The sequence below is a fragment of the Hyalangium sp. genome (assembly GCF_045802625.1).
Classification (GTDB): domain Bacteria; phylum Myxococcota; class Myxococcia; order Myxococcales; family Myxococcaceae; genus Hyalangium.
This window is the reverse complement of record NZ_JBJMQP010000095.1, coordinates 75,431-97,958: the sequence shown is the minus strand read 5'-3', so window position 1 is coordinate 97,958 and position 22,528 is coordinate 75,431. Positions and strand designations below refer to the sequence as shown.

At 68.2% G+C, this 22,528-nt stretch carries 16 protein-coding genes; 11 read left to right on the top strand and 5 right to left on the bottom strand.

Translation table 11 applies throughout. From position 1 onward, the window contains the following. Positions 1–200: 200 nt before the first annotated feature. Entirely contained in the window at positions 201–5,492 is a 5,292-nt protein-coding gene (locus ACJ8AT_RS17595) for a hypothetical protein (protein WP_407738909.1), read from the bottom strand. A gap of 185 nt (positions 5,493–5,677) precedes the next feature. Next, complete coding sequence (locus ACJ8AT_RS17590) at positions 5,678–5,920, bottom strand: hypothetical protein (protein ID WP_407738908.1); 243 nt, start codon at positions 5,918–5,920, stop codon at positions 5,678–5,680. 332 nt (positions 5,921–6,252) lie between these two features. Between ACJ8AT_RS17590 and ACJ8AT_RS17585 the strand changes: the two genes are divergently transcribed. From ACJ8AT_RS17585 to ACJ8AT_RS17540, 10 genes are all read left to right on the top strand, one after another. Then, positions 6,253–6,888, top strand: coding sequence for an immunoglobulin-like domain-containing protein (locus ACJ8AT_RS17585; RefSeq protein WP_407738907.1), 636 nt, complete (start codon positions 6,253–6,255; stop codon positions 6,886–6,888). Positions 6,889–7,048: 160 nt separating this feature from the next. After that, positions 7,049–8,014: an MBL fold metallo-hydrolase gene (locus ACJ8AT_RS17580; RefSeq protein ID WP_407738906.1), complete on the top strand. Its 966-nt coding sequence runs from the start codon at positions 7,049–7,051 to the stop codon at positions 8,012–8,014. 170 nt (positions 8,015–8,184) lie between these two features. Continuing rightward, on the top strand, positions 8,185–8,628 hold the full coding sequence (locus ACJ8AT_RS17575; protein ID WP_407738905.1) for a hypothetical protein: 444 nt from the start codon (positions 8,185–8,187) through the stop codon (positions 8,626–8,628). Positions 8,629–8,784: 156 nt separating this feature from the next. Beyond that, the gene (locus ACJ8AT_RS17570; RefSeq protein WP_407738904.1) at positions 8,785–9,510 is read left to right on the top strand and encodes an SDR family NAD(P)-dependent oxidoreductase; all 726 of its coding nucleotides are present in this window, start codon (positions 8,785–8,787) and stop codon (positions 9,508–9,510) included. Beyond that, positions 9,507–10,337, top strand: coding sequence for a dihydroneopterin aldolase (locus ACJ8AT_RS17565; RefSeq protein WP_407738903.1), 831 nt, complete (start codon positions 9,507–9,509; stop codon positions 10,335–10,337). Before ACJ8AT_RS17570 ends, ACJ8AT_RS17565 begins: the two co-directional genes overlap by 4 nt. Then, positions 10,334–11,113 carry an SDR family NAD(P)-dependent oxidoreductase gene (locus ACJ8AT_RS17560; protein WP_407738902.1) on the top strand — a complete coding sequence of 260 codons (780 nt, stop codon included), beginning with the start codon at positions 10,334–10,336 and terminating at the stop codon, positions 11,111–11,113. Before ACJ8AT_RS17565 ends, ACJ8AT_RS17560 begins: the two co-directional genes overlap by 4 nt. A gap of 601 nt (positions 11,114–11,714) precedes the next feature. Continuing rightward, complete coding sequence (locus tag ACJ8AT_RS17555; protein ID WP_407738901.1) at positions 11,715–13,151, top strand: right-handed parallel beta-helix repeat-containing protein; 1,437 nt, start codon at positions 11,715–11,717, stop codon at positions 13,149–13,151. Positions 13,152–13,240: 89 nt separating this feature from the next. Next, complete coding sequence (locus ACJ8AT_RS17550; RefSeq protein ID WP_407738920.1) at positions 13,241–15,175, top strand: PAS domain S-box protein; 1,935 nt, start codon at positions 13,241–13,243, stop codon at positions 15,173–15,175. Continuing rightward, entirely contained in the window at positions 15,165–17,087 is a 1,923-nt protein-coding gene (locus tag ACJ8AT_RS17545; protein WP_407738900.1) for an ATP-binding protein, read from the top strand. Before ACJ8AT_RS17550 ends, ACJ8AT_RS17545 begins: the two co-directional genes overlap by 11 nt. Before the next feature lie 322 nt (positions 17,088–17,409). Then, the gene (locus tag ACJ8AT_RS17540; protein ID WP_407738899.1) at positions 17,410–18,144 is read left to right on the top strand and encodes a hypothetical protein; all 735 of its coding nucleotides are present in this window, start codon (positions 17,410–17,412) and stop codon (positions 18,142–18,144) included. Between the two features lie 69 nt (positions 18,145–18,213). Here the strand turns inward: ACJ8AT_RS17540 and ACJ8AT_RS17535 are convergent, their stop codons facing one another. The 3 genes from ACJ8AT_RS17535 to ACJ8AT_RS17525 form a co-directional block, all read right to left on the bottom strand. Continuing rightward, the gene (locus tag ACJ8AT_RS17535; RefSeq protein WP_407738898.1) at positions 18,214–19,665 is read right to left on the bottom strand and encodes a serine/threonine-protein kinase; all 1,452 of its coding nucleotides are present in this window, start codon (positions 19,663–19,665) and stop codon (positions 18,214–18,216) included. A 149-nt stretch (positions 19,666–19,814) separates the two neighbouring features. Continuing rightward, positions 19,815–20,528, bottom strand: coding sequence for a hypothetical protein (locus ACJ8AT_RS17530; protein WP_407738897.1), 714 nt, complete (start codon positions 20,526–20,528; stop codon positions 19,815–19,817). A gap of 9 nt (positions 20,529–20,537) precedes the next feature. Then, positions 20,538–21,419: a hypothetical protein gene (locus ACJ8AT_RS17525; protein WP_407738896.1), complete on the bottom strand. Its 882-nt coding sequence runs from the start codon at positions 21,417–21,419 to the stop codon at positions 20,538–20,540. Between the two features lie 297 nt (positions 21,420–21,716). Here ACJ8AT_RS17525 and ACJ8AT_RS17520 point away from each other — a divergent pair, with 297 nt between their 5' ends. After that, positions 21,717–22,460, top strand: coding sequence for a MotA/TolQ/ExbB proton channel family protein (locus ACJ8AT_RS17520; protein WP_407738895.1), 744 nt, complete (start codon positions 21,717–21,719; stop codon positions 22,458–22,460). The last annotated feature ends 68 nt before the right edge of the window (positions 22,461–22,528 follow it).

The following is a 22,528-nucleotide window of genomic DNA, read 5'->3' as shown; positions in this document are numbered from 1 at the left end:
TGGTGGGCGATGACAATCAAGAGCGCATAGAACCCGCACGACACCAGCACGTGCCACCACGCGTGGAACTGCGGGTTGGGGATTCCCTGCGCGGGCAGCAACTCGTTGAGCGTGGAGCAGGTTCGTCTCGCACCAGTCCACCCGTCCAGGCCGGGCCGGGTGGCCCCGTGCAAGGCCACCCGGTCCGCTTCACCCGGCTGCTACGAGCCCATCAGGCTCTTCTGGAACTCGCCCAGATCGCCGATGAGATCCGCCGCGCCCTTGATGACCGTGGCGGTGCCCAGGACGATCTTCAGGGGGCCGGTGATCTCGTTGAGGCCCGGAACCACGCCCGCCACGTCCAGGCCGAGCTGACCGGCCGCCAGGGCGATGTCCAACGGATCCTTCGGGTCCTTCTTGAGCGCGTCGTACAAGTCCTTCGCGCTGCCCAGCGCGCTGATGCCGCTGGCCACGTTGCCGATGATGGGGATGGACTGCAGGCCCGCCTTGGCGGCGAACTCCGCGGCCTTCTCGGTGATCTTCGCCTTGAGCTTGTCCGGGAGCGCATCCACGAAGCGCCCGAACAGCCGGGTGAAGTTCTCGATGCCCTCCTGGCCGAACGGCAAGTCATGCCCCGCCACGCTGAAGTGCTTGCCCGAGGTGAGCAAGTCCCCCGCCGCCCCGGCGATCTCCTTGAGCGCCCCGCCGATGTCCCCGTGAGCGATCTTCTCGAACGCGTTGAACATGGCGCCCGCCGCGCCCGAGTCCACCATCGCCGCGTTGAGCTGCCGGTCCGCGAACAGCTTGCCGATGCTGCCCGGGATCTTCGACAGGCTGTCCAGGAACGCCTTGGCCACCTCGGGCGCCGTCTGGGCAATCGTCCGGCCCGTGTGAGCAATGCCCGCGGCGAAGCCCGCCACGTCTCCGCGCCCGAGCGCGTCGAAGGCCTCACCCAGCGACTTGCCCACCTCCTGGTTGCCAATCAGGCCCGCGGCGGCGACCAGGGTGTCCTTGGCCCAGGCCGGCAGGTGGACCTTGTCGGCGAACGCGCCCACCATGCGAGCCCGCAGGTCCGGCGAGAGCTCGCCCACCGCCTTGGCCAGCGACTGCAGCCCGCCCTTCACGTCCGGCGGATCGCTCGCCAGGCTCTTGGCGGCGTCCAGCACGTCGAACACGGAGGCGCCCAGCGCCGCGATGTCCGCACCCGACTTGATGCCGAACGGCTGGAGCTTGATCATGATCTCCGGGTTGGAGGCCAGGGCGTTGGCGGCCGAATTGCGCACCGCCGGGTTGGTGAGCATCTCCTTCAGGCCGGTGACGAAGTCGCCCTTCATCATCTTGTCGAAGGAGGCGTGCAGGTCCTTGTTGTTGACCAGCTCCTTGACGAAGGCCGGATCCGTGAGGAGCGAGCGCGCCATGCCCGCGAAGCCCGTGCTGGGCAGCTTCGAGGCCATGCCGGTGATGGCCTTCTCGACGATCGAGGACGGGATCTTCCCGGCCGCGTTCTTGAGGTTGAGCAGCGCCGCCTGCGGATCGTTGGCGGCGATGGCCTGGCCCGCGCGGATGAGGTCCGGCAGGGCCTTGGCCGACTGGGCCAGCTCGGAGGGCGTCAGCCCCAGGCTGTTGATGGAGTTGCGCACGCCCTCGGGCAGCTTGGAGAGGACCTTCTGGCCGATCTTGTCCAACAAGTTGGGCGCGGCGTCGGCGGCCTTGCCCAGCGCGTCCACGCCCGCCTCGATGTTGCCCTCGCCGAACGCCTTCATCGCGTCGAAGAGGTTGGGGGCGGCCTTGCCCGCCTCGATGAGATCGTCCGGCGTGAGGCCCATCTTATCGAGCCCGGCCTTGACGCTCGGATCGCTGGCGATGGCGTGGATGGCGGCGTCCCGGGCCTTGTCGTTGCCGAGCAGCCCGCGGATGCCCTCCATGCGCGTGGAGTCGTTGAAGAGCTTGCCGACCTGGTCGTGGAGATCCTTGTCGGTGACGAGCTCCTTGAGGAACGCGTCATTGGTGAGCAGCGTCTTGACGGCGCCGAGGTTCTCCGGGAGCTGGTTGGCCAGCCCCTTGAGCGCCTGGGTGGCGAGATCCGGCGCGGCGATGGCGGCCTCGCGCACGGCGTCGAGCGCGCCCTTCCAGTCGCCGATGGAGACGGACTCCACGGCGTCGTAGAGGTGCGGCAGCGCCGGGCCGGCGGTGCGCAGGGCGTCCTCGGAGATGCCGAGCTTGGCGAACTGCTGCTTGACCTCGGCGGGCAGCTTGTCGACGAGCTTCTGGCCGAGCGTGGCGGCCAGCTCCGGAGCGGCCTCGACGGCCTCCTGCGCCTTGAGCAAGCCCTCCTTGATGTTGCCGGCGGCGAGCTGCTCGAAGGCCTCGATCAGCTTCGGAGCGGCCTTGCCGGCCTCGACGAGATCCTCGGGCGTGAGGCCGATCTTCGCCAGCTTCTCCTGGATGCCCTTGTCCTGGCCGATGGCGGTGAGGGCCGCGTCGCGAGCCTTGTCGTTGTTGAGCAGCTCGCGGATGCCGCTGGTGTCGCCGCCGACGAGCTTCTCGATCGAGCCCTGCAGCTCCTTGTTGGTGACGAGCTCCTTGAGGAACCCATCGTTGGTGAGCAGCGACTTGACGGCGCCGAGGTTGTCCGGGAGCTGCTTGGCCAGACCCTTGAGGGCCTGAGTGGCGACCTCCGGAGCAGCGGCAGCCGCGTCCTTGATGGCGCTGTAGGCCCCCTTCCAATCGCCCTTCACCGCGGCATCGGCGGCCTCGTACAGCTTGGGCAGCGCGGGGCCAGCCTTCTGCAGCGCCTCGGGAGTGATGCCCAGCTTGGCGAACTGGTCCTTGATCTGGGCTGGGACCTTGTCCAACAACTTCTGGCCCAGCTTGGAGGCCAGCTCGGGCGAGGTCTCCACCGCCTTCTGGAAGTCAGTCAGGGCACCCTTCACATCGCCCGACTGCAGCTTCTCGAAGGCGCTCATGATCTGCGGAGCGGCCTTGCCCGCCGCCACGAGGTCATCGGGAGTCAGGCCGACCTTGGCGAGGTTGGCCTTGATGCCCGGGTCGTTGCCGATGGCGGTAAGAGCCGCATCGCGCGCCTTGTCGTTGGTGAGCAACTCCTTGATGGCGGAGGTGTCGCCACCGACGAGCTTCTCCAGCGAGCCCTGCAGCTCCTTGTTGGAGACGAGCTCCTTGAGGAACCCATCGTTGGTGAGCAGGGACTTGGCGGCACCAAGCTGGTCCGGCAGCTGCTTGGCCAGACCCTTGAGGGCCTGGGTGGCGACCTCCGGAGCGGCAGCAGCGGCATCCTTGATGGCGCTGTAGGCCCCCTTCCAGTCGCCCTTCACCGCGGCATCAGCCGCGTCGTACAGCTTGGGCAGCGCAGGGCCAGCCTTCTGCAGCGCCTCGGGAGTGATGCCCAGCTTGGCGAACTGGTCCTTGATCTGTGCCGGGACCTTGTCGAGCAACTTCTGGCCCAGCTTGGAGGCCAGCTCGGGCGAGGTCTCCACCGCCTTCTGGAAGTCAGTCAGGGCACCCTTCACATCGCCCGACTGCAGTTTCTCGAAGGCGCTCATGATCTGCGGGGAGGCCTTACCCGCCGCCACGAGGTCATCGGGAGTCAGGCCGACCTTGGCGAGGTTGGCCTTGATGCCCGGGTCATTGCCGATGGCGGTGAGGGCCGCATCGCGCGCCTTGTCGTTGGTGAGCAACTCCTTGATGGCGGAGGTGTCGCCACCGACGAGCTTCTCCAGCGAGCCCTGCAGCTCCTTGTTGGAGACAAGCTCCTTGAGGAACCCATCGTTGGTGAGCAGGCACTTGGCAGCGCCGAGGCTGTCGGGCAGCTGCTTGGCCAGACCCTTGAGGGCCTGCGTCGCCAGGTCCGGAGCAGAGGCAGCCGCGTCCTTGATGGCGCTGTAGGCCCCCTTCCAATCGCCCTTCACGGCGGCATCGGCCGCGTCGTAGAGCTTGGGCAGCGCGGGGCCAGCCTTCTGCAGGGCCTCGGGAGTGATGCCCAGCTTGGCGAACTGGTCCTTGATCTGGGCTGGGACCTTGTCGAGCAACTTCTGGCCCAGCTTCGCGGACAGGTCCGGCGAAGCCTCCACCGCCTTCTGGAAGTCAGTCAGGGCGCCCTTCACGTCGCCCGACTGCAGCTTCTCGAACGAGTCCCAGAGCTTCGGGGCCGCCTTGCCCGCCTGGACAAGGTCCTGCGGCGCCAGGCCAATCTTGTCGAGCGCCGCCTTCACGCCCGGATCGCTGCCCAGCGCCGTGAGCGCCGCGTCCCGAGCCTTGTCGTTGCTCAGCAGGCCGCGCAGGCCCTCCAGGCGCGTGGAGTCATTGAAGAGCTTGCCGACCTGATCATGCAGGTCCTTGTTGGAGACGAGCTCCTTCACGAACGCATCGTTGGTGAGCAGCGACTTGACCGCGCCGAGCTTCTCCGGGAGCTGGCCGGCAAGACCCTTGATGGCCTGCTGGACGACCTCGGGCGCGGCACCGGCAGCCTGCTTGAGGCTGTCGAAGGCCCCCTGCCAGTTGCCCTTCACGGCGGCATCGGCCGCGTCGTACAGCTTGGGCAGGGCGGCACCCGACTTCTGGAGCGCCTCGGGAGTAATGCCCAGCTTGGCGAACTGGTCCTTGATCTGCGCCGGGACCTTGTCCAGCAGCTTCTGGCCCAGCTTCGCGGACAGATCCGGCGAGGACTCCACCGCCTTCTGGAAGTCGGTCAGCGCGCCCTTCACGTCCCCGGACTGCAGCTTCTGGAACGAGTCGATCAGGCTCGGAGCCGCCTTGCCCGCCTGGACGAGATCCTGCGAGCTCAGGCCAATCTTCTCGAGCTGCGCCTGGATCCCCGGGTCCTTGCCCAGCGCGGAGAGCGTGGCGTCACGGAACTTGTCGTTGCCGATCAGCTCGCGCACGGCGCCCAGGTCCTTCGGGTTCTGGATCAGCTTGCCGACGGAGGCGTGCAGATCGCCGTTGCTCAGCAGCTCGTGCACGAGCGCCTTGTCCGTGAGCAGCGACTTCGCCACGCCCGCCGGCAGGTTCTCCGCCAGTCCGCGGACGGCCTTCTCCGCGATCTCCGGCGAGGAGAGCGCCGCCTCCTTCAGGTGCCCGAGCGCCTCGTCGTACTTGCCCTGCAGCGCCGCCTCCGCGGCCTGTTCCAGGTGCGGCGCGGCGTTCGAGCCGGCCATGACCACGTCTTCCGCCGTCAGCCCCACCTTCTCCAGCGCACCCGCCTCGGCCTGCTCGGGGGCCTCGGCCTTCTCGGGCGCCGTGGTGGAGCCCAGCATCGCCTGCTGCTGGTTGCGCTTGGTGGAGGTGTCGCCCTTGGCCTCGAAGCCGTCCGACTCCGGCTTCACCGCGTTGGGCACCGCCTTGTTCTTCGCCTTGGCGGTCGACTGCTGCGCCTGGACTCCCTCCTCTTTCTCGACCTTGGGAGGATCCTTCGGCTTGGGCTGAACCTTGGGCTCGTCGCGCTCCCGGTCGACCCGGTTGTTGGAAGAGCCACCACCACCGACGCTGTTGACGGACATGGTCGTTACCTCATGAAGACTGGAGCTCCCGGGGGGGCCGGGGCGGGAGGTGGGAAGTCCTCCCCCTTGTTGGGGTTATCGACCCCCGGACAGATCCAGTTGCTTGAATAGGTTTTTCCCAGAGGGCGAGAGCGGAGTGCGTCCGGGGCCCCTCGGAAGCGGGGCCTCGTGCACGCATCACCGGATCACTTCGTGGCGTTGGCCTGGATGCCCTTGTTCACTTCGTCGATGGCCTTCTCGGTGAGCTGGACGGCTTGGTCTCGGTTGGCGGTGGCCTTGTCCGCGACCTCGGCGCGCTTGAGCGCATTGAGCGCATAGCGGAGGTGGACGAGCGCATCATCCAGCTTGGGGGGGTTGGCCGCGTAGGCGGCATGGCTGAGCGCACCCAGCACGAAGGCAGCAGCGACGGCGAGAGCAGTACGGCGCATACGGACTCCCGGGGGATGGAGGGGGAAAGCGAAAATCGGCGGGCCGGAGCGTAGTGGCATTCCGGGAAAAACACGATAGGGCTGTACCCGCCAACCCACGCTCCAGGTGTCAGTCAAAACCCACCGGGGGTGGGTCACTACCTCGTTTTCCGTCCCGGACGTGACGGTCCAACCATTGGAGAACACAGAGTTTTTGTAACCTGGTAGGGCCTCCAAGTTTCCGCGCGTAAAGCGTTCAATGCGGCTTGTTCCGGTGAGCTTTGGCGCGGCGCTCGGGCCCACCGGTCCACGTGGTGCTACCCCCCTGGCATTCGACAACGAGGAGCAGAGACATGGCCCTGCACATCAATGATGGCTGGAAGGTGCTGATCACGACGCTCGGACTCTCGCTGGTGGGTTGTGGCGGTGAGGGGTTGGAGGGCCAGGGCTCGCTGGCGCGCAACGCGCAGCGGTTGGATGGCGCGGTGACGGTGACGCTCAACGGCGACGCGGAGATGACGCTGGAGTGCAACGTGAATACGTGGAGCGACCCGGGCGCCACGGCCACGGACGGGGACGGCAACCCGCTCGAGGTGGTGACGTACAACTCGGGTCATGACGCGTACGGCCCCGGCCCGCAGGCGAGCGCGGTGGGCATCTACTCCGTCCAGTATGCGGCGTATGACGCCAGCTGGAACACGGCGAGCGCCGTCCGCACGGTGAATGTCGTGGACACGCGCGCGCCCACGCTGACGCTCAAGGATGGCGAAGTCATCAATCACCAGTGCGGCAGCAACTTTGACTACACCCAGCACATCTCCGCGACGGACGAGTGCTACGGCGACCAGGTGGCGGCGGTGACGTGGGTGGGCGATGTGAATGGCTGGGCCGAGGGCACGTACACGGTGGAGTACTCGTTGAGCGATGGCTCGGGCAACGCGGCGCCCTCGGCGACGCTCACGGTGAACGTCGTCGACTGCCCCTGGTAACAGGAGCGCTCGCGCGAGCCGGAGCCCTCGAATGTGGCTCCTGGGAAGGCCGGTGCCTGGCAAGGGCGCTGGCCTTTTCTCTTGCGGGAGGGGGGCAAGGCTCCTATCTGTGCGCGCTCAGCGGCTTCCCCACGGTGTTTCACCCCGGAGTCTCGCCCCCATGAAAGCTCTCGTCGCAGCGCTGTCCCTGGTTCCCGGCCTGGTGCTCGCCCAGCAGCCGGACTTCTCGAAGACGCAGATCAAGGACACGGCGGTCGCCGGCAACGTCCACATGCTCATGGGCGAGGGCGGCAACATCGCCGTGTCGGTGGGCCCGGAGGGAGTGCTCCTGGTGGACGACCAGTTCGCTCCGCTGGCCCAGAAGATCCACGCCGCTATCGGCAAGCTGAACAAGGGGAAGATCCAGTACGTGCTCAACACGCACTGGCACTTCGACCATACGGGCGGCAACCCCATCTTCGGCAAGGAGGGCCGGATTGTGGCGCACGACAACGTGCGCACGCGCCTGTCCACCGAGCAGAAGATCTTCGGCAACACCGTGGCGCCGCTGCCGAAGGAGGGCCTGCCCGTCATCACCTATGACAACAGCATGTCCATCTTCTTCAACGGCGAGGAGATCCGCCTGACGCACTATCCGGCCGGCCACACGGACGGAGACACCACGGTGTACTTCACCCAGTCCAACGTGCTGCACACCGGCGATCTGCTCGTGGTCGACTCGTTCCCCTTCATCGACATGGAGAACGGGGGCACGGTGGAGGGCTACATCCAGGACCAGGAGAAGATCCTCCAGACGCTGCCGGCGGGCGCGAAGATCATCCCGGGCCACGGGGTGCTGGCCACCCGCGAAGACATGGAGCGCGCCCACACCATGATGAAGGAGACGACGGCCCTGATTCGCTCTAAGCGCGATGCGGGCAAGACGCTCGATCAGATCAAGGCCGAGGGGCTCCCGGAGAAGTACAAGAGCTGGGGCAACGCCTTCATCAAGGAGCCGCAGTACATCGAGATGATCTACAAGGGGCTGGCGGCGACGGCGAAGACTCCCACGACGTCTGCCACGCCTGCCACGCCCGCGACGCCCGCGACGCCCGCGACGCCTGCCACGCCCTCCAAGGCCCGGTGAAGGGGTAGTCGCGCGTCAATCGCTCAGAACTGCGCCCCGGCGGAGGGCCTCACCTGTGCCGAAGTGGTGCCACGCTGAGCTCAAAACCCCCGATATTGCTGGGAATTGAATGTCCGGCCGGGTCCCCCGTCAGAAGGGACAACACGGCAACACGACGGAGGAACTCGAACATGGACCTCAAGACCGGAATCTTCTCCCTGGCTCTCGGCACGCTGCTCCTCGGCTCTGCGGCTCGCGCGGATGGCGCTCACTGGGCCTCTCCGACCAACACCGCGCAGGTCCAGCCTCAGGGTTCCCACATCGTCTACGGGCCCACGTACTCCTATGGCCACGGTGGCGACTGGCAGACCCAGAGCCGTTACTACGACCGCGACCACGATCGCTGGTACCGCCGCACGCCGCAGCCCTCGGCTCCGTACCACCAGCAGGGCCGCTACGAGCTCAAGTACGTGCAGCAGTGGGTCCCCGGCGGCTACCAGCAGGTGTGGGTGCCGGAGTCCTGCAGCTACCGCCCGCGCTGGCGCACCTCGCAGTGCACGCAGGGCTACTACGATCAGCAGTGGGTGGATGGCCACTACGAGTCGGTGGAGCAGTGGGTGTGGGTCCGCGCCTGAGGACACCCCGGCTCGAGGTGAGGCGGGCCGGTGAAGGGTGGAACCGGCTGACACGTTGAAGAAGTGACGACGCCGGGAGCCTCCTCGCTCCCGGCGTTCGTCGTTCTGGTACTCCCGAGTGCCTTTTGCGTGGCGCCCTGCTAGTGATTCGAGAGCATGGCAACCGCTTTCATCACCGGGGCTGGTATCCGCATCGGCAGCGCGGTGGCGCGAGCCCTGGGGCGGGCCGGCTATGACCTGGCACTCCACGCGAACCGCTCGGTGCAGTCGCTGGAGGCCCTGGCAGAGGAGCTCCGAGGCCTCGGCCGTCAGGTCTCCCTCTACTCGGCGGATCTCTCGAATGCCCAAGAGGTGGACGCGCTGGGCGCCCGAGTGCGCGCCGACCACCCCGCGCTGGAGGTGCTCGTCCACAACGCGGGCCTGTACGAGCGCGTGCCATTCGAGAGTATTACTCGCGAGCAGTACCGGAGGATGCTCGCGGTGAACCTGGACGCGCCCTTCTTCCTCACCCAGGCGTTGCTGCCGAGCCTGCGCGCTGGCGCGCAGCCGCTGGTAGTGCACCTGGGGGACATTGGCGGGGAGCGCGCGGTGAGCCACTACGCGCACTACTCGGCGAGCAAGGCGGCGCTGCTCATGCTCACTCGGGCGCTGGCGGTAGAGCTGGCGCCGCACGTGCGCGTCAACGCGGTGTCTCCTGGCACGGTGGCCTTCCCCGAGTCCTTCGACACGGCGGCGCGCGAGGCCATCCTCCAGCGCATCCCCATGGGCCGCGAGGGCAGCGTGGAGGACATCGCCCGGGTGGTAGTGTTCCTCGCGCGTGAGGCTCCCTACGTGACGGGCCAGGTGCTGGCGGTGGATGGGGGAAGGAGCGCGCAGCTATGACCGAGCCTCTGCACCTGCCGGTGGTGACGGATGCCCAGGGCCGGCCGCTGGATGTCATCGAGGTGCGAGGGCTCACGGTGGACTGCATCGTGGGCGTCTATCGCCGCGAGCGGGTGGCGGCCCAGCCGCTGCAACTGGACGTGGCCCTCTTCCTGAACACGCGCGAGGCGGCAGTGGGCGGGCGGCTGGCGAACACGGTCCACTATGGCCGGCTTACGGGCGAGCTGCGCTTCCTGATGGAGGCTTGCCGCTTCGAGCTGCTGGAGTCCGCGGCGGAGGCGGTCTGCCGCTACGTGCTGGCGCCGCCCACCGAGGACTCACCGCGCGCCCAGGTGCGAGCGGCCACCGTGCGCATCACCAAGCCCGAGGCGCTCGGGGGCCGTGCCATCCCGTCGCTGCAGGTGCACCGCACGGCGGACGAGATGCACTACGCGGTGGAAGACAAACCCTTTGGGCGCGTGGACATCATCCACGAGAGTGAGGGCTACGGCATCTACCGCCTGCGCATCAAGCCAGGCGGCACCATCCCCACGCACGTGCACCAGCGGATGGAGGAGAGCGAGCTGGTGCTGGGCTCGGGGCTGTTGTTGCAGGGGCAGCCCGTGGCGCGAGGCCTGGCCTTCCGCTGGCCGCGCGGCTTCCTGCACCGGTACGACAACCCCACCGCGGGAGAGCAGACGGTGCTCTGTGTGGACCGTCCGCGCTTCGTGCCCTCGGATGAAGTGGAGACGGAGGCTCCGGCGGAGGGGCTGTCTCCCGTGCAGGGCCAGTCCTACTATCCGCCGGACGAGCATGCCCAACAGTTGGGCACCGAGGGCCATGCGTGAGCCCGATTGGCACGCGCAAGGTGCTCATCACCGGAGGAGGCACCGGCATTGGCCGAGCCGTGGCGGAGGCCGTGCTGCGCGCTGGCGGGAGTGTCGTCGTCACGGGCCGCCGGCCCGAGCCGCTCGAGGCCGTGGTCGCCGCCTTCCCTGGACGGGTCCATGCGCTGCCGTGTGATATCGCCTCGGTCTCCGAGCGAGAGGGGCTGCTCTCGCGGGCGAGCGCTCTGCTGGGGGGACTCGAGGGCTTCGTCCACTGCGCGGGCATCGTCGAGCACCAGCCTCCAGGCCACATCGACGAGGCGTCCCTGCGCGCCCAGCTCGAGGTGAATCTGGTGGCTCCGCTGCGGCTGGGGGAGCAGGCGCTGCAGGTGCTGGAGCCCGGCGGGGGCATGGTCTTCGTCTCGTCCACCCTGGCGGTGCGGGCCCTGGAGACCAGCGCTGTCTACAGCGCGGCCAAGGCGGGAGTGCTCCAGCTCATGCGCTCGCTCGCGCTGGCGGGAGCCCCCCGGCGTGTGCGTGCCAACGCCGTGCTGCCTGGGGTGGTGGACACGGACATGGTGCGCACCCTTCGGCTGGCCCCCGGCGAGCCCATGCCCTCGGAGCCCGAGCGCACCGCCCGCATGGGGGCCCAGCTTGAGCGCTTGCGAGCGCTCCAGCCGCTCGGCCGCCTGGGGAGGCCCGAGGACGTAGCCGAGGCGGTGCTGTACCTGCTGGGAGCGCCGTGGACCACGGGAGCCGAGATGGTGGTCGACGGTGGCATCCTCCTGCGCGAGTAGTGACAAGAGGCGCCGCTCTTCCACGAAGACTCGGGGTGAAAAACGCAGGATGCGTGCGGCTCCGCGCGCTCACACGTGCCTACGACAGGCGCATTCGTTTTCCTGCAGAGCCGCGACTGGTTCATCAGCAAGCTTTCTGTGGCAGAGGCTCAACCTCGCGGAATCGCAACAACTGCCGCCTCCCCCAGCGGCCCGGCGAGCAGCGGCGACTTGGACTGGGTGGAATGAATCGCGCGCACTCCTTGTCCGGCGGCCGTCCTCGCGGCCCCCTGTCCCGCCGCGACCCACACATGGAGTCTAGATGCACGTCAGGTCGGCCCTCGTGGCTCTCGGTGGTGCTGTCACTCTCTCCCTGCTCGCCTGTGGGCAGGCCGAGATGACGCAGAAAGAGCAAGCTCCTGTCTCGAATCCCTCCACCCCCCCGGAACAATCCCGAGGTGGAGGAGCGCTGCCTCCTGCTGGCCCCATCGGCCCTGCCAGCCCGGCCCCCACGCCTCCGGCCTCCGATACCAGCGCGGATCATGCCGCACCGCAGGCCACTCCCCCGCCCGAGACACCTTCGCAGCCCACATCCCCCGCCGCGCCGTCCTCACCGCCTGTCGTGGAGGCCCCCACTCCGCCCGCCCCACCGCCTCCTCCTCCGCCTCCGCCTCCTCCTCCTGAGTTCTCTCGGATCCTCTGGGTCTCTCCAGGCGGCAGTGACGCCGCCGAGGGCTCCAAGGAGCGGCCCTACCGCACGGTGGCCAAGGCGCTCTCCCAACTCCGGCCCCGCGAGGCAATCTTCCTCCAGTCGGGCACGTACTCGGAGCGGCTGCGGCTCGAGGAGCGCGGCGGCTCGGCGGGTGCTCGGCTCACGCTCAAGGCGGCCCCAGGCGCCACGCCTGTCTTCAAGGGAGGCACGGGTAGCCGCACGCCGATGATCGACGTGCAGGGGGCGTACTGGCGCGTTGAAGGGCTCACGGTGGATGTGGCGGGAGACCGGGCCTTCGCGGTGCTCTGGCGCGGCCAGAGCGCGCACCACGGCATCCTCCGCGGCTGCACCCTCAAGAACGGCACCGAGGGCGCGGGGGTGGACATCTTCAACTCCGCCAGCGATGTCCTCATCGAGGACAATCAGATCCACCACTTCCAGAAGGCCGGTGGGGGCGACAGCCACGGCGTGTGCGTGGAGACGACGGCACGCAACGTGGTGGTGCGCGGCAATGACATCCACCACAACTCGGGAGACGGGGTGCAGTGCCTCGGGCCCGAGGGCGGAGCCACCAACCCGGGCACGCCCTTCGACAACCTCCTCGTCGAGGACAACGAGCTGCACGAGAACCAGGAGAACGGCGCGGACATCAAGACGTGCACGCACGTGACCTTGAGCCACAACTCCATCTGGGGCCACCACCGCACGCCCACCTCCGCGGGCGAGGGCGTGGTGGTGCACATGTCCGCCCGCGATGTGACGCTCGAGGACAACGTGTTTCATGGCAACGGGCGGGGCATCAACATCGGCGGCGTCCGCGTCGGCGCGCCTCCCACCCATGTCATCCTGCGCCGCAACCTCATCCTGGATGGCTACGCCAAGGACGGCAACGACGGGGTCGGCATCCGCGTGGACACCTCCTCGGACGTGAAGCTGCAGAACAACACCGTGTGGAACATGCCCGGCAGCGCCGTCATGTTCGGCTACGGGGACACCGGCCCCTCGCAGGGGCTGGAGGTGCGCAACAACGTGCTGGCCAACTGCACCCTGGCGCTGCGCGCGGGAGCAGGCCGCTCGGGCGCCGTGGTGGACAGCAACCTCTACTTCCGTGAGGGCGGCGCGGCGCGCTTCCGGCTGGACGGGGTGGATCAGGACTTCACCCAGTGGCGCCAGAAGACGGGACTGGATGGGCACTCGCTGGAGCGCTCCCCTGCCTTCGCCGATCCAGACTCCGAGGACTTCACCCTCTTGCCTGCCTCCCCAGCGCGGGACAGAGGGGCCGCGCTGGGGCTGCCCTTCTGTGGCGACGCCCCGGATCTGGGGGCTCGCGAGTCGGGCTGCCCCTGAGGCGCGGGCGCGTGTAGACTCGGGCTCCGCGTCTGTTGTCGGGAGCCCGCCTCTCCGTGTCCGAAACCGCCATCGTCGCCGTCACCCTGGTGCCCGCGGACTCCTCCGCCCGTGAGCCGCTCGACCGAGCGGCGACGCGGGTGGGGCTGCGGGTGGTGCAAGAGCCCAGCAAGGCCGCCATCATCCTGGTGGACCTCACCGCCGCGGGCAGCGGCCCCGCGCTCGCCAAGCTGCTCGACACCGGCGAGTCCGCTCGGGCCTTGCTGTTGGCCCTGGTGGATCCCGGCGAGGATGCCTTCGCCTCGCTGGAGCCGCTCAAGCCAGCGGATGTCATCACCAGCGCCGTGCCGCACGAGCTGGCCTACCGTCTCCAGCGCCTGGCCGAGCGCTACCGCGAGCGCGAGGAGCAGGCCCAGCTCCAGAAGGATCTCTCGCTGCTGCTGGAGCTGACGGCCGACTACGCCGAGAGCCTGGATGTGGAGGCGCTGCTGCACGACGTGACGCGGCGCCTGGCGCTCCAGATGGACATCTCCCGCGCCTCGCTGGTGATGCTGGATCCGGACGCGCAGGAGGGCGTCATCGTCGCCTCCAGCGATGATCCGGGGCTCAAGGACCGGCGCATCGAGCTGGCCCGCTACCCGGAGATCCGCGAGGTGGCGCGCACCGCCCGCCCGGTGGTGGTGGAGAACGCCCCCAACCATCCGCTGCTCGAGGGGGTGCAGAGCGCGGTGGCCGCCCAGGGCATCCACGCCATCGCCGCGCTGCCGCTGCCCATCCGGGGGCAGGTGCGAGGCGTGCTGCTGCTGCGCGCCTCGGGCCGGCGGCAGACGTTCGCCGCGCGGGAGATCGACTTCCTCACCACGGTGGCGCACGCCACGGCCATCGCGCTGCGCAACGCCTCGGTGCTCGAGTCCATCCGCGGGCAGACCGAGCGTGAGAAGTCCGCGCGCATCGCCGCCGAGGAGCAGGCCGCCGCCCTGCGCACCTACCGCCTCTTCTTCGCCAACGTGGGCGAGGGCGTGGCCATCCTCGACAGCCAGGCGCACGTGCTCAGCCTCAACCCCGCGGGCGAGGCCACGCTGGACACCCCGTCCGACCAGGCCCGAGGGCGCCACCTGCTGCAGCTCGCCCAGACGGTGGATGACAGCGTGCTGATGGAGATGGTGGCCGCCGCCGGGCGCGGCGAGGCCCGCTCCAACGTGGACGTGCACGTGCAGACCCTGGGCGGCCGGCACCTGACGCTCTCGCTGTCCGCCGCGCCGCTGAAGGATGGCAGCGCGGCCACCATCCTCTCCTTCCGGGACGTGACGCTGCCTCGCAAGCTGGCGGACGAGTTGCGCCACACGAAGGACTTCCTGGAGCGGCTGATCGACTCGTCCGTGGACGCCATCATCGCGTCGGACATGCAGGGCCGTGTCATCCTCTTCAACAAGGGCGCCGAGTCCGTCCTGGGCTACTCCGCGCAGGATGCCCTGGCGGGGATGACCATCCGCCAGTTCTACCCGGTGGGCATCCCCGAGCGCATCATGGCCCAGCTTCGCAGCCCGGACTTCGGCGGCCGGGGCCGGCTGTCCATGTGCCGGCAGGATCTGATCGACAAGAAGGGCGAGCTCGTCCCGGTGAACATGACGGCCTCCATCCTCTACGAGGCGGGCCGCGAGGTGGCCACCGTGGGCATCTTCACGGACCTGCGCGACAGGATGCAGCTGGAGCGCAAGCTGTCCGACGTGGAGACGCGCCTGGAGGAGAGCGAGAAGAGCGCCGTCATCGTCGCGCTGGCGGGTACCGCCGCCCACGAGCTCAACCAGCCGCTCACCTCGGTGATGGGCTACGCGGAGCTGCTCAAGCGCAAGCTCAAGCCCGAGGACTTCGCCTACCGTCCCGTGGACATCATCTACCGCGAGGCCGAGCGCATGGCGGAGATCGTCCGGAAGATCGGGAAGATCACCCGCTACGAGACCAAGGCCTACATGGGGACGCAGCGCATCCTCGATCTCGACAAGGCAACGTCCCATGAAGAGTGACTCCCGCGTGCTGCGCAGGTCCGGCGGCCCGGCGCCGGAGGCCTTCCAGGCCCTCTTCGAGGTGTTGGATGAGCCGCTCGCCGTGTGCGACGCGGCGCTGAGGCTGCTGGCGGCCAACCCCGCCTTCGTGCGCTTCTGCGGCGCCCACGGCACCACGGCGGAGGCGCTGGTGGCGGGCGTCGCGCAGTCGCTGGACCAGGCCCCGGCGCTGGCTCCGGCAGAGGGTGAGAATACGGACGTGGAGGTGGAGCTGCCGGGCCGCCGCGCCGTGCTGGTGACGGTGGCGCGGCAAGGAGACACGGTGGCGCTGCGCGGCCGGCACGAGCCGGGCCGGTTGATGGTGGCCGAGCGCGCCTTGCTGGAGCAGGCCCGCACGGAGGGCGTGCTGCTGGATTTGAGCCGCAGCGTGGCGGAGGCCACCGGCGAGGAGGAGCTGGTGGCGGCGGTGGCGCTCGGGGTGAAGGAGCTGTTCCCTGGCCGCGCCTTCTGCATCCGCATCGTCGACGCGCGCACAGGAGGCCTCACCTCGCTCTACGCCGAGGGACGGCTGAAGGAGGGCGCGCACGAGCCGCTCGTCCTCAAGCAGAGCGCGGTGACCAAGACGCACCTGAGCGTGGCCGCGCTGCCCGAGGGGCGTGTGGTGGTGACCCGCGAGGTGCCGCTGCTCTTCACCGGCACCACGCAGGGCGTGAGCGCTCCGCTGGTGGCCAGCAGCCAGCTCTTTGGCGCCGTCAACATGGAGTACCCGGAGGGGCTCGACGCCGATATCGCCCATGACGAGCGGGTGCTGCTGCAGCTGGCCAACCAGGTGGCGGTGGCGGTGCGCAACGCCAAGCTCATCGACGAGCTGACGTTCGTGCGTAAGTACCTGGAGGATCTGCTGGAGAAGGCCAACGCGCTGATCCTCGTGGCCAACCGGGACCAGCAGGTGGTGGTCTTCAACCAGGCCTTCAGCGCGCTCACCGGCTTCAAGAAGGAGGAGGTGCTGGGCAAGGACGTGTTCGAGCTCATCCCCGAGAGCGAGCAGCTGCGCGTGGGCTCCATCATCGGGGCGGCCATGCGCGGCGAGTCGGTGAACAACTTCGAGATGCGGGTGCGCTCGCGCGACGGCGAGGTGCGCGTGGCGGTGGCCACCTCCACGGTGCTCACGCCCCAGGGCGAGGTGGAGGGCGTCATCGCCATCGGGCAGGACATCACCGTCATCAAGGAGCTGGAGAAGCGCATCATCCACGCGGAGAAGCTGGCCTCCATCGGGCAGCTCGCCGCCAGCGTGGTGCACGAGATCAACAACCCGATGACGGCGGTGGCCGCCTACAGCGAGTCCCTGCTGATGAACGCGCGGCTGCGCCCGGATGCGAGCCCCGCGGACGTGGACAAGCTGCGGAAGATCCAGGAGAGCAGCCAGCGCATCCTCCGCTTCACCAAGGATCTGGTGTCCTACGCGCGGCCCGCGAAGGACAAGCCGGAGCTGGTGCAGCTCAACGCGCTGTTGGACCGGGCGGTGGGCTACTGCGAGCACGTGGTGGTGCAGGCCAAGGTGAGCGTGCGCCGCGAGTACGCCGAGCTGCCGCCCATCTCCGCGGTGCGCGCCAACCTGGTGCAGGTGTTCGTCAACCTCATCACCAACGCGTGCCACGCCATGAGGCCCGGTGGGCAGGTGACGCTCACCACGCGGCAAGAGGGCCAGGAGGTGGTGGCGGAGGTGCGCGACACGGGCACGGGCATCGAGCCGAAGAACCTCAGCCGCATCTTCGATCCCTTCTTCACCACCAAGGAGGAGGGGAAGGGCACGGGGCTGGGGCTCTCCATCGTCCAGGGAATCGTCGAGAGCCACGGCGGCCGCATCACCGTGAAGAGCACGCTGGGGCAGGGCACAGCCTTCACCCTGCGCCTGCCGCTGCCCTCACAGTGAGCAGGACGGACAAGCGCGGTTTGGGCCCGGCGGAGCAGGGGCCCGGAGCACGGAGAGTGCCCCCATGGAGCCAACAGTTGGGCACAACAGTGAGTTCCAGTGAGGCTGTTGTTTTCTGTCGCCGTCTCCGTGGCAGGGGGAGGAGTCTCGGTTGCTGGACTCCGACCGCTTCGGGCGGTGTGAATGCCGCTGTGTAAGTGCCTGCTTTTCCTTCATTCAGGCGTTGGTCTGTCTTCTGCAGTGCAGGCGGCCGGTTCGTCGCCACTCGACGAGCTGGGTCGCTCTGGACGGGAGCGGCTCTTTCACGGGGGGGGACCCTCTTATGTCTACGTCGAAGAACGATACAACCCAGAATCCCTACAACGGCCTGAACCTCGCGCAGGTGCTCACCACCATGGGCACGCTCCTGGCGGAGGAGTCGCTCAACTCCTTCCGTATGGGGTTGCTCTACATCTACGTGGTGGACAGCAATCTGCTGGAGGGCACGAAGTACAAGGCGGCCCAGGACTTCCTCTGCGACAACTTCCAGGAGGTGTCGCGGTCGGCCCTGGTCATGTATGGCGGAGTGGCGCGAGCCTTCACCGAGGAACTGTGCAAGCAGTTCGGCATGACTCGCCTGAATCTGCTGCTCAGCTACAAGAAGGCGGCCAAGCTCGAGCTGAATTACAACGAGCCGGGCAGCACCTCCATCCTCGTGCCGGACGCGAATGGCGAGGTGGAGGCCAAGCCCTTCGCGGACTGCACCGTGGAGGACTTGCGCAAGGCAGTGGCTCACCTGCGCTCGCCCACTCCCAGCCAGCCCATTCCGGAAGAGCATCGGGCGCTCTACGACGGCTACCTCCAGGCCGTCATGAGCCACTTCCCGAAGGGCTCGCCGGTTCGAGTGATGCTGCGCACCCTGGAAGGCAACACGCTGATCGACTTCAAGGGCGTGCCCATCCTGGAGGTGATCAAGCTGGCCCAGGCGCTGGTGGCTCAGCTCTACCCCAACCTCGTGCTGCCGGAGGTGATGGTAGGGAGCATGGTGGTGGCGGAGCTGAGGCCGCAGTTGTCGTAAGCGCTGAGGCCTGAACGACGGCCCCGCGTCCCTGGTGAGCCAGTGCGCGGGGCCGTTGTTCTTTTGAATCTACCGAGAGGGGGACTTTCTCGTCGGACCGGAGGTGCGTGGGCGCGGGCGCCCGTGCGGGTGCTCGATAATGGGGATATAGCAAGTGCCCTGGTACATCTGTCCGCCGAGTGTTTCGCATGCCTCGGGCTCCTTCGAGATCAGCCCCCAACAGCCTCCATTGAGGGATACCTGCTGCTTGTGAGGGCATCGCCCCTTCGCATCAGGCACCGCCTGCCCCGGCAGGGGCTCGGGTAGCGAGTCCTCGGCCACCACCTCCTGCGAGAGAGCGCCGGGGGGCTCGTTCATGGAAGTGGTTGCCGCAGCGTCACCCAGTCCTGCTGTCCCTGCGTCCCTCTGGCCGGATTTCATGGCCACTGCTCGTGAGGCGATGGGCTGCTTCACAGGCTCAGCGGAGACGAGCCACCCCACCCACCCTGTCAGCGCCAGCACCATCGCCACCACCGCGAGCCAGGGCCTCGCACGCTCTCGTGCGGTGGGACGTTCTCGGGAGGCGACGGACCGCGAGGGAGTTCGAGTCGCAGATGGCGCCTCGGCTGGAGGCGGCGCGGGGCTTTTCGGAGCAGCGGGCCTAGCGGCCTGCTCCAGCGCTTCGGCGAGCTGCGCCGCAGTGCCGCGCTCCTCGGGGCTCACCGAGAGCATGCGCAGAATCCACTCGCGCAGCCGGGGCTCGATGCGCAGCAGCGCGGCAGGAGGAAGCACGGCGCCCAGGTTCCAGGTGCCGTGCTCATTCTTCCAGGGGTCCGCGAACTCCGGGTACTCGCCGGTGACGAGCTGGCAGGCCGTCACTCCCAGCGCGTACACGTCATCGGCTGGGCCGGCGCAGTAGCGAGCCGCTGGGTCGCGGAAGAAGCGCAGCTCGAACTGGCCCGCCTCCGGGGACCGGTACACCGGAGTCCCCGGGTACACGCCCGGCGGCGTGAGCGTGGCAGCGCCTGCGTGGTGCCCCATGCCGAAATCGAGGAGCATGGCTCGGCCGTCCGAATGCCGCACCAGCACGTTGTCGCCTTTAACGTCGCGGTGAACGCCTCCCTGTGCGTGCAGGTCCGCGAGCGCTCCCGCGAGCTGGGCCAGCACCTCGAGCACCTGCTCCGGAGAACGCGCGCCCTGCCGAGCCCAGTCGTACAGGGGCACGCCCTCCACCCACTCCATGGCGATGTACGGATAGCGCGTGCCGTCCGGGTGCTGCCAGGCACCAGAGCCCACCAGGCGCGGGACACTCGGGTGGCGCGTGCGGGAGAGCAGCTCCACCTCTCGCGCGAAGCGCGGATCTCCCGGGCGCAGGGCCAGCTTGAGCGCCACGGGAGCAGCGGGCCCCGTGTCCACCGGCACGGCGCGAAAGACGGCGCCGTAGACGCCTCGGCCCACCCAGGCCACCACGCGCCAGGGGCCCACCACCGTGCCGGGAGACAGCGACGCGGGGTGCAGCGTGGGAGCGGACGCGCTCTGCATGATGGGCCTCGCGGCAGGTGATGGGGACCTCTCTCCTCCCTTGAGCACATCCTACGTCACGAGTAGGTTCGCGTCAGCGTAGGGCGGGTCGAGGATTCATCACCATCGAGCCAACAGTTGGGCATGGGCCGGATTGGAGCCAACAATTGTCAGTAGCGGACCACCAGCTCCACATCTCTCGCGGGCCCGTCCAGCGCCTCGATGCGGACGGAGTACGTCTTGATGCGCAACTCCGCCTTCGCGTTCAGCGTGGCGGGCTTGTCCGGCGTGGCCACCGCGCTGGCTGACGGACCCTGCTCGGGCTTGACGGAGACTTTGGCGCGCCCCTGGCCCACCTTGAGGGTGATCTCCATGGGCATACCGCCCTTCACGGGCCGGTTCTCGTGGCCGAACTCCTCGAAGCGCACTCCGGTCAGCTCCTTCGCCGTCAGCTTCACCTCGGCCTTGTCCGCCAGCAGGCCCCCCGAGCTGACGCGCTTGAAGCTGCCCATGCTGCTGATGCCTGAATAGAAGTACTGCGCGTCGAACGTGGCCTGATCCACCCGCTTCACCTCGAAGCGCTCCGTCTTCTGCTCGGGCGCGGCCCCTTCCTTGGGCCGGGCCGACAGATCCAAGGTGAGGACATTGTCTCCGGGCTGAAGCGGCTGGTTCACTTCAAAGAAGCCCTCGTGCACAGGCACCGGCTTCCCGTTGAGCGAGAGTGAGGGCTCCACCCCGCGCGCCTGTCCGCTCAAGCGCACGGAGTCCTCGACGGTGACAGCCTGGGGCTTCATGTCCAGCTCCAGGTTCACGCCGCTGCCGCCCTTGCAGCCTCCCACCACCAGCAGGGCCAGCGCCGCGCCCAGCATCCAGGTCGTCCGCATGGTGCCTCCTCAGCTCTTCTCGTCCGTGTCGTCGTCCAGCTCGCGGGTGAACTCTTCCTTCGAGAGCAGCCCCTTGCGCGCCATGATGCGCATGAGCGCCCAGAACTTGCGCTCCAACTCCTCCACCCGGTCCGGCTCCTCGCGCAGATCGCCGATCAGGTACTCCAAATCGTCCAACACCCCCGAGCCCGCAGAGGAGCGGCTCTTCGCCTCGCCCTGGCCGCGCTTCTTTCGCTGCTGCTCCTCGCGCTGGCGGATGAGCTCCGCCAGGGAGGTGCGCTCCGTGGTCTCTCCCGGCCCCAGCTCCTCGCCGACGATGACCTCCTCGTCATCCGCCTGCGCGGGGGGACGGGCCTGGGAGGTGGCGGAGGGCCGCGGCGAGGCGCTCCGGGCCGTCAGAGGCCGCGCGGAGGGAGCCGCACGGCTGGCGCGTGCCTCCGCCTCCGGAGTCACCTTGTGGTAGTAGCGAAGGATGGCCGCGCGGATCGCCGACAGCGCCGCCACGCGAGGGCTCGCCTTGAGTCCGGTGGTGAACTCGATTTCCTCCACCGCCGACTGGTTGAGCGGGTCCGCCATGGCCAGCACCAGCCGCCGGCGCCCGTCCACGTTCTCCAGCGCCAGGGGGAACACCTCGTGCTTCTCGCAGAAGCGCGCCCGGACCAGGTGCACCGCCGCCCAGTCCGGCGTGACGGTGGCCAGGTTCACCACTGGTATCTCCAGCGCCTCGCTCAGCGCCTGCACCATCATGGGCTCGGTGATTGCACCCTGGCTCACCAGCGTCGTCCCCAGCCGCTGCTGGGTCTGCCGCTGGGCCTTGAGCCCTGCTTCGAGCTGCTCCGGCGTGATCGCCCCGCGCTCCAGGAGGATCTCTCCTATCCGCTTCCTCGACATGTGGGTGCGCTTACCACGACGCCTCCAGGGACCCAAGCACCCGACCAGGCACCACATCTGGTGCCTCCATGCCCCCATTGCGGGGCGTCAAGCCCTGGGGCGCACGCAAATTTCCCGTGAGATTCCAATAGCTAACGCAAGGTGGCTACCTTGACACTTCCGGGGGGGCATTCCTAAAGTCCGGCCCACGTTTTCAACATCCAAGACTGGCTTTCTTCCCCGGGAACAATCGCTCGGGGAAGGTGTCAGCGCTGGAAGGCCCGTCAGTGTAGGGCCGCCTATCGGAGGCAACACGCGATGAATCTGGGGTTTTTGACGAATCTGTCCGTGCTGGCGGCAGAAGGCGGAACGCAGCGCACTTTCTTCGAGGAGGTCGCTCGTCGCTGGGAAGCAGGCCAGCAGGGTATGTACCCCATCGCGGTCTGCGCTGTCATCGCTCTGGCCATCATCGTCGAGCGCACCATCGTCCTGTTCGTCAAGTCCTCCATCAACAAGGAGGGCTTCCTGCGCGGCCTGAAGAAGCACATCTACGCGGGTGATCTGGACAAGGCCATCAACTACGTGGCCGGCCAGAAGAACACCCCGCTGACGGCCGTCATCAAGGCGGGCCTGATGAACGTGCCCAAGGGCCAGGAAGAGGTCCAGGCCGCGTTGGACGAGGCCAGCCTGCGCGAGACGCCGAAGATGGAGGCGCGCACCGGTTACCTTGCCATGCTCGGCAACGCGGCGATGCTCGCGGGGCTGCTCGGTACGGTGTCCGGCCTCATCGCCTGCTTCGAGGCGGTGGCCAACGTGAACCCGGCTGACAAGGCGACGATTCTGGCCAACGGTATCTCGGAAGCCATGAACTGCACCGCCTTCGGTCTGGTGACGGCCATCCCGGCGCTGATCGCCTTCTCCATCCTGATGGGCCGCACCCAGAGCCTCATCAACGACATCAACGAGACGAGCGTGTCGGTGCTCAACCTCATCGTCACCAACCGCGACAAGTTCAAGAACATGAACATCCCCGCCTCGGCTGGCCACGGCGGCGAGGAGTAGTCCGCGGGAACCTGGGCGCGCGCCCGTTGTCTGGAACCCTGGACGGTTGGTCGCGCCCGTCGTCTTTC

Bases quoted from the DNA above. Each gene is read 5' to 3' on its own strand.
- ACJ8AT_RS17595 (WP_407738909.1), bottom strand. From the start codon at position 5,492: ATGTCCGTCAACAGCGTCGGTGGTGGTGGCTCTTCCAACAACCGGGTC.
- ACJ8AT_RS17590 (WP_407738908.1), bottom strand. From the start codon at position 5,920: ATGCGCCGTACTGCTCTCGCCGTCGCTGCTGCCTTCGTGCTGGGTGCG.
- ACJ8AT_RS17585 (WP_407738907.1), top strand. From the start codon at position 6,253: ATGGCCCTGCACATCAATGATGGCTGGAAGGTGCTGATCACGACGCTC.
- ACJ8AT_RS17580 (WP_407738906.1), top strand. From the start codon at position 7,049: ATGAAAGCTCTCGTCGCAGCGCTGTCCCTGGTTCCCGGCCTGGTGCTC.
- ACJ8AT_RS17575 (WP_407738905.1), top strand. From the start codon at position 8,185: ATGGACCTCAAGACCGGAATCTTCTCCCTGGCTCTCGGCACGCTGCTC.
- ACJ8AT_RS17570 (WP_407738904.1), top strand. From the start codon at position 8,785: ATGGCAACCGCTTTCATCACCGGGGCTGGTATCCGCATCGGCAGCGCG.
- ACJ8AT_RS17565 (WP_407738903.1), top strand. From the start codon at position 9,507: ATGACCGAGCCTCTGCACCTGCCGGTGGTGACGGATGCCCAGGGCCGG.
- ACJ8AT_RS17545 (WP_407738900.1), top strand. From the start codon at position 15,165: ATGAAGAGTGACTCCCGCGTGCTGCGCAGGTCCGGCGGCCCGGCGCCG.
- ACJ8AT_RS17540 (WP_407738899.1), top strand. From the start codon at position 17,410: ATGTCTACGTCGAAGAACGATACAACCCAGAATCCCTACAACGGCCTG.
- ACJ8AT_RS17535 (WP_407738898.1), bottom strand. From the start codon at position 19,665: ATGCAGAGCGCGTCCGCTCCCACGCTGCACCCCGCGTCGCTGTCTCCC.
- ACJ8AT_RS17530 (WP_407738897.1), bottom strand. From the start codon at position 20,528: ATGCGGACGACCTGGATGCTGGGCGCGGCGCTGGCCCTGCTGGTGGTG.
- ACJ8AT_RS17525 (WP_407738896.1), bottom strand. From the start codon at position 21,419: ATGTCGAGGAAGCGGATAGGAGAGATCCTCCTGGAGCGCGGGGCGATC.
- ACJ8AT_RS17520 (WP_407738895.1), top strand. From the start codon at position 21,717: ATGAATCTGGGGTTTTTGACGAATCTGTCCGTGCTGGCGGCAGAAGGC.